7 protein-coding genes and 1 pseudogene are annotated in these 11948 nt (G+C 60.4%); 6 read left to right on the top strand and 2 right to left on the bottom strand.

What is annotated here, in order from left to right; translation table 11 throughout:
- Positions 1–507 (top strand): annotated as a pseudogene (locus tag ACIPIZ_RS17910) (translational GTPase TypA); the annotation flags it as partial.
- Positions 508–804: 297 nt separating this feature from the next.
- On the opposite strand, the gene ACIPIZ_RS17905 reads toward ACIPIZ_RS17910, so the two are convergent.
- Positions 805–1242, bottom strand: coding sequence for a YkgJ family cysteine cluster protein (locus tag ACIPIZ_RS17905; protein ID WP_008080573.1), 438 nt, complete (start codon positions 1240–1242; stop codon positions 805–807).
- Positions 1243–1501: 259 nt separating this feature from the next.
- Between ACIPIZ_RS17905 and ACIPIZ_RS17900 the strand changes: the two genes are divergently transcribed.
- The 5 genes from ACIPIZ_RS17900 (at position 1502) to ACIPIZ_RS17880 (ending at position 11014) form a co-directional block, all read left to right on the top strand.
- A complete protein-coding gene (locus ACIPIZ_RS17900; RefSeq protein ID WP_401166413.1) occupies positions 1502–3952 on the top strand; it encodes a glycogen/starch/alpha-glucan phosphorylase in 2451 nt (816 codons plus the stop codon).
- Between the two features lie 167 nt (positions 3953–4119).
- Positions 4120–7704 (top strand): DUF2339 domain-containing protein, encoded by a 3585-nt coding sequence (locus tag ACIPIZ_RS17895; protein ID WP_401166410.1) that lies wholly within the window; start codon positions 4120–4122, stop codon positions 7702–7704.
- Positions 7701–9065, top strand: a complete 1365-nt coding sequence (locus tag ACIPIZ_RS17890; protein WP_401166407.1) for a DUF3999 domain-containing protein — start codon at positions 7701–7703, stop codon at positions 9063–9065. Before ACIPIZ_RS17895 ends, ACIPIZ_RS17890 begins: the two co-directional genes overlap by 4 nt.
- A 332-nt stretch (positions 9066–9397) precedes the next feature.
- The gene (locus ACIPIZ_RS17885; protein WP_401166404.1) at positions 9398–10408 is read left to right on the top strand and encodes a class 1 fructose-bisphosphatase; all 1011 of its coding nucleotides are present in this window, start codon (positions 9398–9400) and stop codon (positions 10406–10408) included.
- 3 nt (positions 10409–10411) lie between these two features.
- Positions 10412–11014, top strand: a complete 603-nt coding sequence (locus tag ACIPIZ_RS17880; RefSeq protein WP_401166402.1) for a DUF924 family protein — start codon at positions 10412–10414, stop codon at positions 11012–11014.
- 85 nt (positions 11015–11099) lie between these two features.
- Here the strand turns inward: ACIPIZ_RS17880 and ACIPIZ_RS17875 are convergent, their stop codons facing one another.
- Positions 11100–11864 (bottom strand): methyl-accepting chemotaxis protein, encoded by a 765-nt coding sequence (locus ACIPIZ_RS17875; protein ID WP_371920137.1) that lies wholly within the window; start codon positions 11862–11864, stop codon positions 11100–11102.
- Between the last annotated feature and the right edge of the window lie 84 nt (positions 11865–11948).

The raw sequence follows: 11948 nt of genomic DNA, 5'->3' as shown, positions 1-11948 counted from the left end.
CGGGAATACAACATCCCTGCTCGCGGTCTGATCGGTTTCCGTAACCAGGTCCTGACCCTGACCAACGGTGCTGGCATCCTGACCTCGATCTTCGATCGTTACGACACCGTCAAGTCGGGCCACATGTCCGGCCGTCAGAACGGCGTTCTGGTTTCGGTTGAAACCGGCAAGGCACTGACCTACTCGCTGGAAACCCTGCAGGCTCGTGGCAAGCTGTTCGTAGAACACGGCCAGGAGATCTACAACGGTCAAATCGTTGGTCAGAACAGCCGCGACAACGACCTGGGTGTAAACCCGACCAAAGGCAAGAAGCTCGACAACATGCGTGCTTCGGGTAAAGACGAAACCATCGCTCTGGTACCACCTGTTCGCTTCACCCTGGAACAGGCTCTGGAATACATCCAGGAAGACGAGCTGTGCGAAGTCACTCCTAAGTCCATCCGTCTTCGCAAGAAGATTCTGGACGAAAGCGAGCGTACCCGCGCTGCCAAGAAAGCCAAGAACTGAGTCTTTAGTTCAGGCTGAATGAAAACGCCCCCGGTCGCGAGACCGGGGGCGTTTTTGTTTGTCTGGGGGAAATGCAGGTTGGGTTTTGAAGATCAAAAGCCCCTCACCCTAGCCCTCTCCCAGAGGGAGAGGGGACCGAATGGGGGATATTCATGAGATGCACCGACTTGCAAGAATTCTACTGAATCCATAATCGACTGGGTGTTTCAGGTCGATGTATGGCGCCAGACACCTCGGTCGGCCCCCTCTCCCTCTGGGAGAGGGCTGGGCGGGCGGCGTTCCGATGAGGGTAAGCGTTTAAAACTTCTCAATCGCGCGGAAATTCTGCTCGCGCACCACTTCCTTCGGCTTATAAGCGCAATACCCCGGACGCGGGCCGATCTTCGGGTGATTGCGGCAGGTATCCGGGCGCTTGTCATAAATGGTGCACAGGCGGCTCTTACGATCCAGGTAGTAGCAATCGTTGTTGCTCATACGCTGCAGGGTGAAGATGCCGGACTTCTGATTGAAACGTTCAACCAGGCCTTCCTTCTGCAAACGCTTGGCGATGTTCTTCGGCGGGTCACCCAGTTCGAACTCGTCGACCACACCGATGCGCACCAGATCCTTGATCTTCACCTCAACCGGCAGCGTGCAGCAGCTGGATATGCAGGAACCGCACATCGGGGCCGAATATTTCGCCCACGTATCGAGACGATCGATCTCGGCGGCGGCAATCAGGTTGGGCTTCATCATCGGGAGTTACCAGGCGTGTGTGCATCAGGGCGCGCGATCATACCGGGACTGGTGGATTTTTGAACAACCTTTCGCCAGATTTTTTCTCCATGCAGGCACATTGCCGGACAATTCGGCACGGCCCCTGCATTCATTAGCTCACTCGCCAAGGTAATGCCGGGCTATCTCACAGTCTCAGGAAATACTGCCGAACCAGAGCCCTCACCGTCGGTCAGACCGTCTAGGCTCAGACAATTCCCGCTCGCTCGAGGTCCTATTGATGACTCAAGAACCACTAGTTCGCGAAGCAGAGGTGGCCGCATTCCGCGACGCCGTCCTGACCAAACTCACCTACGCGGTGGGTAAAGACCCCGATCACGCGTTCGACCATGACTGGTTCGAAGCCATCGCCCTCGCGGCGCGTGATCACATGGTCGAGCACTGGATGGACCACACCCGGCAGATCTACCGCAAAGGTCAGAAACGGGTGTACTACCTCTCACTGGAATTTCTTATCGGCCGCTTGCTCTATGACAGCCTGAGCAATCTGGGTCTGCTCGACGTCGCCCGTGAAGCGCTGACCGAACTCGGTGTCGATCTGGAGCGCATTCGTTTGCTGGAGCCTGACGCAGCGCTCGGCAACGGCGGCCTCGGGCGTCTGGCGGCGTGCTTCATGGAAAGCATGTCGACCCTCGGCATTGCGGGTCACGGCTACGGCATTCGTTATGAGCACGGCTTGTTCCGTCAGGCCATCGTCGACGGCTGGCAGCAGGAGCAGACCGAGCACTGGCTGGATTTCGGCAACCCGTGGGAATTCGAACGGCCAGAAGTGGTTTACACCATCGGCTTCGGCGGCAGCGTCGAGACGGTCACCGACGTTTCCGGCAAATCCAAACAAGTCTGGTCGCCGGCAGAAACCGTCCGCGCGATTGCCTACGACACGCCCGTGGTCGGCTGGCGCGGGGCGAGCGTCAACACCTTGCGTCTGTGGCGTGCCCGCGCCATGGAGGATTTGCACCTGGAACGCTTCAACGCCGGTGACCACTTGGGCGCCGTCGCCGAGGTTGCTCGCGCCGAAAGTATCTCCCGCGTGCTTTACCCGGCGGACAGCACCGAAGCAGGGCAAGAGCTGCGCCTGCGCCAGGAATACTTCTTTGTCGCTGCTTCCTTGCAGGATTTGCTGCGCCGTCACCGCAACATGCACACCTCGGTGCTGACGCTGGGCGATCACGCGGCGATCCAGCTCAACGACACCCACCCCTCGATTGCCGTGGCCGAATTGATGCGCCAATTGGTCGATGTCTACGACGTGGCGTGGGATGCGGCTTGGCAAGTCACCGTCGACACGCTGTCGTACACCAACCACACGCTGCTGCCGGAAGCGCTGGAAACCTGGCCGGTGGGTTTGATGGAACGTATGTTGCCGCGCCACATGCAGATCATTTACCTGATCAACGCTCAGCACATCGATTCGCTGCGCGCCAAGGGCATTCACGATTTCGACGTGCTGCGCGCGGTGTCGTTGATCGAGGAAGACAACGGTCGCCGGGTGCGCATGGGCAACCTCGCTTTCCTTGGTTCGCACAGCGTCAATGGCGTGTCTGGCTTGCACACGCAACTGATGCGCAAAACCGTGTTCGCCGAACTGCACAAGCTCTACCCGGAGCGGATCAACAACAAAACCAACGGCATTACCTTCCGCCGCTGGCTGTATCAGGCCAACCCGGAACTGACTTCGATGTTGGTCGACGCGCTCGGCCCGGATCTATTGGATAACCCCGAAGAGCGTTTGCTCGATCTCGAGCCGTTCGCCGAAAAAACCGCGTTCCGCAAAGCTTTTGCCGAACAACGGCTGCATAGCAAAAAAGCGCTGGCCTATCTGATTCATGAACGGTTGGGGATCGCGGTCAATCCGGCGGCGATGTTCGACGTGCAGGTCAAACGTATCCACGAATACAAACGCCAGTTGCTCAACCTGATGCACACCGTGGCGCTGTATCAGGCGATTCGCGCCGAGCCGGAAGTCGACTGGGTGCCACGGGTGAAAATCTTTGCCGGTAAAGCGGCGGCGAGTTATCACCAGGCCAAACTGATCATCAAACTGACCAACGATATCGCCCGGGTAGTGAACAACGACCCGACTGTTCGCGGCCTGCTGAAAGTGGTGTTCCTGCCCAACTACAACGTCAGTCTGGCGGAGAGCATCATTCCGGCAGCGGACTTGTCCGAGCAGATTTCCACCGCAGGTTTCGAGGCCTCAGGCACCAGTAACATGAAGTTCGGCCTCAACGGCGCACTGACCATCGGCACGCTGGATGGCGCCAACGTGGAAATGTGCGAACGCATCGGTGCCGAGCACATGTTCATTTTCGGCCTCAGCGCGCAGCAGGTGGAGGCGCGCAAACAGAACCACGAGTTCAGCGCGTTGCCGGATATCGCCGCGTCGCATCGTTTGAACGACGTGCTGCAAGCGATTCGCAGCGGGGTGTTCTCGCCGGATGACACCTCGCGCTACACCGGGTTGATCGATTCGCTGGTGGATTACGACCGCTTCCTGGTCTGCGCCGATTTCGACTCGTATTGGGAAGCGCAGAAACGCGTTGAAGCGCACTGGCATGACGCCAATAACTGGTGGCGTTCGGCGGTGCTGAACACTTCGCGGATGGGCTGGTTCTCGTCGGACCGGACGATTCGTGAGTACGCCACGGATATCTGGAAAGCACTGGAGTAACTTTCCGCTCGGCTCGATATAATCGCGCGCCGGAAAAGATCGCAGCCTTCGGCAGCTCCTACGCAGGTGTTCACATAACCCTGTAGGAGCTGCCGCAGGCTGCGATCTTTTTGGGTCAGGCTGCGCTAATCTTCCCGGATTAGCCTTCGCGCTTAGGGATATCGACCATGCAATGGATGTTCATGTTGATCGGGCTGGTGCTCGGCTGGCTGCTCGACGAGTCGTTCAGTGATGCGCTATTAGGCGCGTTGCTGGGGCTGGCAATCGGGCAGACGATCCGCATCGCGCGGCTCGGCTCGCAGGCGATGGAGCAGCAACGTCAACTTGAGCAGGCGAAGGTCGCTTTGCAGGGCGTCGAACAGCGTCTGTTTTTGCTCGAAGGTGCACCCCTTCATGCCGCCCCTCCACCGAGTGCAGCGCCGGTTACCGAGCCCGTCGTAGAACCAGTCAAAGCCGCCGAAGAAGCCCCGGCCCCCGAACTGGTCTGGGAACTGCCGCCCGAACTCGAACCGATTTCCGCCATCGCCAGTGAAACCAGTCAACCGCTGCCCGCCGATGTCTGGCGCCTTGACGCCGTCACGCCCGAACCGAAAGCACCTGCCGAACCTCGTGGCCCGAACCTCATCGAACGCGGCATCAGCGCCGCGCGTAACTGGCTGTTCGGCGGCAACACCGTACTGCGCGTCGGCGTGGTCTTGCTGTTCTTCGGTCTGGCGTTCCTGCTGCGCTACGCCACCGAAGGCATGGTCGTGCCGATCGAGGTACGTTACGCCGGTGTCGCGGCAGCCGCGTTGGGTCTGCTGGCGCTAGGCTGGTGGCTGCGCAAACGCAACAGCAATTACGCCTTGATGCTGCAAGGCACCGGGATTGCGGTGTTGTACCTGACGGTGTTTGCGGCGATGCGTCTGCATCCGTTGCTCGATCCGTCCGCCGCGTTGGGCTTGCTGGTCGCGGTGACGGTGTTCTCGGCGATTCTGGCGATCACCCAAGACTCGCTGGCGTTGGCTGCCGTCGCCGCACTGGGTGGATTCGCCGCACCGATCCTGACCTCGACCGGCGCCGGCAGCCACGTCGCACTGTTCAGTTATTTCGCTTTGCTCAATGCCGGCATCCTCGCTATCGCCTGGTTCAAGGCCTGGCGCTTGCTCAACCTGATCGGGTTTGTCGGCACCTTCGGCATCGGTTTCGCCTGGGGCCTGCGTTCGTATGCGCCGGAGCTGTTGTGGAGCACCGAGCCGTTCCTGATTCTGTTCTTCCTGATGTACCTCGCTATCGGCCTGTTGTTTGCCCGGCGCAAATTGCTCGATATGTCTGACGCGCCGGCAGACAGCGACCGTGATGCTTTGCTGCTCTGGTCGGCACGCAAGGGCGATTATGTCGATGGGACAATGCTGTTCGGTCCGCCAATCATTGGTTTCGGTTTGCAGTTTGCGCTGGTGCAGCATCTGGAGTTTGCCGCGGCGTTCAGTGCGCTGGCGCTGGGCATGATCTACATGGCGCTGGCCAAGGTGTTGATGGGCGGGCGCGCGGTGCTGCTGGGTGAAACCTGTCTGGCGCTCGGAGTTATTTTTGCCAGTCTGGCGATCCCGCTGGGGCTGGATGCGCGCTGGACATCGGCGGCATGGGCGGTGGAAGGCGCGGGGATTTTCTGGCTCGGTCTGCGTCAGCATCGACCGTTCGCGCGGGCGTTTGCATTGCTGCTACAACTGGGTTCCGCGTTGGCCTTTCTCAGTCAATTGCGCATTGGCGAAAGCAGTCTGCTCGACGGCGCCCCGCTGGGTGCGCTGATGCTCGGCATCGCGTTGCTGTTCAGTTTCTACCAATTGCGCAAGGCTTCGCCGCAACAGGCCTCGCCCTGGGAGCGTCAAGGCTTGCCGGTGCTGGCGTGTCTGGGCCTGACCTTCCTTTATCTGCTGGCGCCGCTGTTCTTCTTCGTTCAGGCCACGGCGATCAGTTGGGCACTGGCCGGGTTGGCGACGTTGTTTGTCGGCCTGCGAATTCAGTCGCGCACGTTCCTGTTCACCGCGTTTGCCGTGCAGTTACTCGGCGGCGCTTTGTTTCTGCTGCGTCTGCAAGGCGCGGGGGAAGATTCGGCGGCGGTGTTCAGCGCCGGTTGGAGCGGCTTGCTGAGCGCTTCGCTGATCGGTCTGGCGTTGATCGCCGGCATGCTGTTGGCGGCACGCGATGAGATGGTGCGCGGTGATGTGCGTCTGCTGCGCGGGCTGTCGGTGGTGTTGCTGGCCGGGTTGGTGCTGATCAATCTGGCGGTGCTGTTCGTGCTGCCGTGGCAGACCGCGAGTGCGGTGTGGGCCGCGAGTGGTTTGCTGATTATCTGGCTGAGTCTGTACCTCAAGCAGCGTGTGAGTTTTGTTTTTGGTCTGCTATTGCAGGTGATTGGCGGCGCGGCATTCTTGCTGGCCGGTCCGGAACTGCTCGGGCCGCTGTCCAGCGAAGGGCTGAAGCCTTTGGCCCATGGCGGATTCTGGACGCCGCTAGTGCTGGGGCTGGCGGCAATGATCGGTGCGTGGCGCCTGCAACTGGGCAATCACGCCTCGGCATTCGATGCGTTGAGTTTGCAGCGCTTGTCCGAAGTATTGCTGGTGTGGGGCGCGGGTTGGTGGGCGCTGGCTTGGATTAGCGAAGTATTGCGTTTTGCTGCTCCGAATCTGCAAGGCACGTTGTTGCTCTTTGTTGCAGCCGTAAGCGTGGGGTTGTGGACTGTGTTGTCGCTACGTTTGAAATGGCCGGCGCTGGGCTTGCTTTGCACCTTGCTGATTCCGGCGGCGGCTCTTGTGCTGTTCGGCGCGTGGCATTCGCGTTATCACCCGGCAGCTGACTTCGGCTGGCTGGCATGGGCGGCGATATTCGCCGTGCATTTCTTCAGCTTGCGACGCTTGGCGCCGATGCTGCCGGCGCGGGCCTTGAGCACGGCGCACGTGCTCGGCTGCTGGTTGCTGATCGGCGTGCTGGCGCTGGAATTGCGCTACGGCTTGCTGCTGTTGTCCGAGCAATACAACGCCTGGCGCTGGCTGGGCTGGGCGATTCTGCCGAGCGTTTATCTGCTGCTGGCGGCAGCACCGCGCAATTGGCCGTGGCCGGTGGCGGTATTCCCTCGCGAATACCGCTTGTATGCCGCCGCGCCGTTGGCGGTGTTGATGCTCGCGTGGTTCTGGCTGGCGAATGGCGTCAGCGATGGCAATGCCGAGCCACTTCCTTACGTGCCGCTGATCAATCCATTAGAGCTGGGTTTGTTGTTCGCCTTGTTCGGCGTTTATGTGTGGTCGCGCAGTGCGGTGTCGCAACTGTCGATTCGTCAGGACTACGCCGATTACGCGACGCAGCTGATCGCCGGGGTTTCGCTGTTCGCCTTCTGCACCGCACTGGTCACCCGCGCGGCTCACCACTGGGCGGGGATCCCGTTCGAACTGGATACACTGCTCGCCTCGATGCTGGTGCAGGCCGGGTTGTCCATTGTCTGGACGCTGATGGCGCTCGGCTTGATGATTGGCGGCCATCTGCGCCATCGTCGCGAAGTGTGGCTGATCGGCGCGGCGTTGATTGCGCTGGTGGTGGCCAAACTGATTTTTGTCGAACTGAGCAACCGTGGCGGCCTCGCCCGGATCGTCTCGTTTATCGGCGTCGGAGTGTTGCTGCTGGTGGTTGGCTATTTCGCGCCGCTGCCGCCCAAACGCGTCGACGCTGACCCGGCGGCGGACAAACCGGCCCCGGACACCGAAGGAGTTTCATCTTGAGTCGCATGCTGAATCTGGGTTGGTTGGCGTTGGGCGTGGTGATGGTGGCCGGCGCTCAGGAAAAACCGGCGGACTTCACCACGCAGGTGACGTTGTCGGTCAGTGGCAACGGCCCGTGGTACCGCCTCGAATTGCCGTTGAGCGTGCAATTGCAGGCACGCCAGACCGATCTCAGTGATCTGCGTGTGTTCAATGCCGCCGGCGAACCGCAGGCTTACGCCTTGGCGCGCGAGTCGGCGCAGACCCGCGACGACGGTCAGTTACATGAGGTGAAATGGTTCCCGCTGTACAACGCCGCTGACGCCAGCGAACGCGCGCCGAGCGTGCGTGTGCAAGCGACCACCAACGGCACATTGGTCGAGGTGCAGCCGTCCAGTCAGTTGGAGGCGGGAGAAGAGATTCTGCGCGGCTGGCTGTTGGATGCGAGTGCGATCAAGGCGCCGTTGCAGCAGTTGATCCTCGACTGGACCAGCGAGCGTGACGGTTTTCAGCGCTTCAGCATCGAGGCCAGTGACGACCTGCAACATTGGCAGCCATGGGGCGAAGGGCAGGTCGCACGGCTGACCTTTTCCGATGAGCGTATCGAGCAGCACGAAGTGACGTTGCCGGGGCAATCGGCGCGTTATGTACGGCTGTTGTGGGAGTCGCCGAACTCGGCACCGATCCTGACGGCGGCGCAACTGAAAAGCAGCGACCCGCGCGAATTGCCGCTGCCGTTGGTTTGGTCGCAGGCGCTGGCCGGCAGCAGCACCAAGGCCGGAGAATACACCTGGCAATTGCCGATGGGGCTGAATGTCGAGCGGGTGCAGGTTGAACTGAAACAGCCGAACAGTCTGGCGCCGGTGACGCTGGCCGGCCGTCGTGACAGCAGTTTGCCGTGGCAGGAGTTGAGCAGCGGTTTGCTCTATCGCCTGACGCAGAATGGCCAGGACGTGGTGCAGAACGAATTGCAGCTTTACGGGCAGACCGTGCAGCAGTTGAAGCTGACCGTGGATGAGCGCGGCGGTGGTCTCGGTGAGCAGGCGCCTAGCGTGAAGTACGCGGTGCGGGCGACGCAGGTGATTTTCCTTGCGCGGGGGGCGGGGCCGTACAGTCTGGCGTTGGGTAATCCGAGTGTGAAGACGGCGAATCTGCCGTTGGCGACGCTGATTCCGGATTTCAAACCGGAGAAACTGGCGGCATTGGGTAAAGCTGTGGTGCAGGGTGAGGCGGTGGCTACGCAGACTTCGACGGCGACCACAGCGGCGGTGGCGGAGACCAATTGGAAGAAGATTGGGTTGTGGGCTGTGTTGTTGCTGAGTGTGGTTTTTCTCGGGGCTATGGCGTTTAGCTTGTTGCGCAAGCCGCCTGGCAATTCCTGAAAAGGCGGGTGCTGCGCACCCGATCGCGAGCAGGCTCACTCCTACAGGGGATCGCATTTCTTCAGTTGGAATACCGTCAACTGTAGGAGCGAGCCTGCTCGCGAAAGCGGCGTGTCAGCCAATACATATTCCGAACTGATCAATTAACCCCGAGCCACACCCGTCCGATTTCCAACTACGCTAAACCCGCTACCTGAACTCTCCACCCACATTCACGTCTCATGCAGGCAATTACACCCCAACGCACGTTACCGGGCGTCTTCGCTCGCTACGTTTTCAGACTCCCTGTAAACTGCGCGGGTTTTTAGCCCCCCATTCCACCGGAGCCGTCCATGTCCCGCGTTACCCTGAGTCGCTATTTGATTGAGCAGACCCGCAGCAACAACACTCCTGCCGATCTGCGTTTCCTGATCGAAGTGGTGGCGCGTGCCTGCAAGGAGATCAACCACGCCGTGTCCAAAGGCGCCCTGGGTGGTGTTCTGGGCAGCATGGGCACTGAAAACGTTCAGGGCGAAGTGCAGAAGAAGCTCGACGTGATCTCCAACGAGATCCTGCTCGAAGCCAACGAATGGGGCGGTCACCTGGCCGGCATGGCGTCCGATGAAATTGACAATGCCTACCAGATCCCGGGCAAATACCCGAAAGGCGCGTACCTGCTGGTATTCGACCCACTGGACGGTTCGTCGAACATCGACATCAACGCCCCGGTCGGCACCATCTTCTCGGTCCTGCGTTGCCCGAACGAATACCTGAGCCAGAACGAGCCGCTGAACGAGAAAGCGTTCCTGCAGCCAGGCACCCAACAGGTTGCCGCCGGTTACGCGATCTACGGTCCACAGACCATGCTGATCCTGACCTTGGGCGACGGCGTCAAAGGCTTCACCCTCGACCGTGAAATGGGCAGCTTCGTGCTGACCCACGAAAACATCACCATTCCTGAATCGACCCAGGAATTCGCCATCAACATGTCCAACCAGCGTCACTGGGAAGCCCCGGTACAGCGCTACGTCGGCGAGCTGCTGGCCGGTGAAGAAGGTCCGCTGAAAAAGAACTACAACATGCGTTGGGTCGCGGCGATGGTTGCCGACGTACACCGCATCCTGACCCGTGGCGGTCTGTTCATGTACCCGCGCGACAGCCGTGAGCCTTCCAAGCCAGGCAAACTGCGTCTGATGTACGAAGCCAACCCGATGTCGTTCCTGGTGGAACAAGCGGGCGGCGCGTCCACCGACGGTCACCAGCGCATCCTCGACATTCAGCCAGAAGGCCTGCACCAGCGTGTCGCGGTGTTCCTCGGCTCGAAAGAAGAAGTCGCCCGCGCGACGGCCTACCACAAGGAATAAACCATGACCGCGCCCTGGCAGCCGTTGCTCGACTGGTGGTTCGGACAAGCCGAATCCCCCGACGAGATAGCGGCTGACAAGGGCAAGTTGTGGTTCGGTAAGCGAGACAGCCAAGACCTCGAAGCGCGTGAGCGTTTCGGGGTCTTTGTCGATCAGGCCCTGGCCGGCGAATTGACCGAGTGGACGCAACGTCCCGAAGGTTGGCTGGCGGTAGTGCTACTGCTCGATCAAATGCCGCGAATGATCTTTCGCGATACCCCTAAAGCGTTCTCCGGTGATCTGCGCGCGCAGAAACTCGTCGCCCAAGGCATTGCGGCGGATTTTGATCGGCAGTTGAAACCGATCCAGCGAGTGTTCATTTATCTGGTGTTCGAACACTGCGAAAACCTCGCGGTGCAGAATGAGGCGGTTTCCCGGTTTATCGAACTGGTGGCTGAACAGCCGGAAGCGCAGCGGGCGGTGTTTGCCGATAATCTGGATTATGCCGAGCGGCATCAGAAAGTGATTGCGCGGTTTGGCCGGTTTCCGCATCGCAATGCGGTGTTGGGGCGGGAGTCTACGGCGGAGGAGTTGGTGTTTCTTTCCGAACCGGGTTCGCGGTTCTGATCCCAAAAAAGATCGCAGCCTACGGCAGCTCCTACAGTGAACTCGATCTATGTAGGAGCTGCCGCAGGCTGCGATCTTTTGATCCTTAAATGCGGAAACTACCGACCAACTGCTTCAATCGCGCCGCCTGCTGCTCCAGATCCGAGCACGCCCGCAACGTTGCCTGCAAGTTCTCCACACCTTCCTGATTCAGCGTGTTGATCTCGTTGATATCGACATTGATCGACTCAACCACTGCCGTCTGCTCTTCAGTCGCCGTGGCTACCGACTGGTTCATCCCGTCGATCTCGCCGATACGCTGAGTCACGCTGCCCAGGCGCTCGCCGGCCTGGTTGGCGATGCCGACGCTGCTTTCGCTCTCGCGCTGGCTCTCGGTCATGATGCTGACCGCCTGACGCGCGCCGACTTGCAGCTCTTCGATCATCTTCTGCACTTGTTGCGCCGAATCCTGGGTGCGGTGCGCAAGGTTACGCACTTCATCGGCAACCACGGCAAAACCACGACCGGCTTCACCGGCACGCGCCGCTTCGATCGCGGCGTTGAGCGCGAGCAGGTTGGTCTGTTGGGAAATGCTGGTGATCACTTCGAGAATCTGGCCGATGTTCACCGTGTTGCTGTTCAGGGTTTCGATGTTGCCGCACGAATCGCTGATCTTCGCCGACAGCTGCTGCATGGCCTGAATGGTTTTATCCACAACCTGCTGACCGTCGACCGCGAGGCTGCGCGCATCGCTTGAATGCTGCGAGGCGAGGGCGGCGTTCTGGGCGATTTCCTGCGCGGCGGCGCCCAGCTGATTGATCGCGGCCGCGACGCTGTTGGTGCGCGAGGCTTGCTGATCGGAGTTGTACATCGACGAGTTCGACGCCGCAACGACGCGCAGGGCGACTTCGTTGACCTGGCCGGTGGCCGAGGACACTTCGCGGATCGAGGTGTG

Source organism: Pseudomonas sp. NPDC087690 (assembly GCF_044743175.1).
In the GTDB taxonomy this organism is placed as follows: domain Bacteria; phylum Pseudomonadota; class Gammaproteobacteria; order Pseudomonadales; family Pseudomonadaceae; genus Aquipseudomonas.
The sequence above is the reverse complement of the archived record's forward strand: the minus strand, read 5'-3'. Positions and strand labels throughout refer to the sequence as shown.

Coding starts and splice junctions, on each gene's coding strand:
- ACIPIZ_RS17905 (WP_008080573.1), bottom strand. CDS start 1,242: ATGATGAAGCCCAACCTGATTGCCGCCGCCGAGATCGATCGTCTCGAT.
- ACIPIZ_RS17900 (WP_401166413.1), top strand. CDS start 1,502: ATGACTCAAGAACCACTAGTTCGCGAAGCAGAGGTGGCCGCATTCCGC.
- ACIPIZ_RS17895 (WP_401166410.1), top strand. CDS start 4,120: ATGCAATGGATGTTCATGTTGATCGGGCTGGTGCTCGGCTGGCTGCTC.
- ACIPIZ_RS17885 (WP_401166404.1), top strand. CDS start 9,398: ATGTCCCGCGTTACCCTGAGTCGCTATTTGATTGAGCAGACCCGCAGC.
- ACIPIZ_RS17880 (WP_401166402.1), top strand. CDS start 10,412: ATGACCGCGCCCTGGCAGCCGTTGCTCGACTGGTGGTTCGGACAAGCC.
- ACIPIZ_RS17875 (WP_371920137.1), bottom strand. CDS start 11,864: ATGTACAACTCCGATCAGCAAGCCTCGCGCACCAACAGCGTCGCGGCC.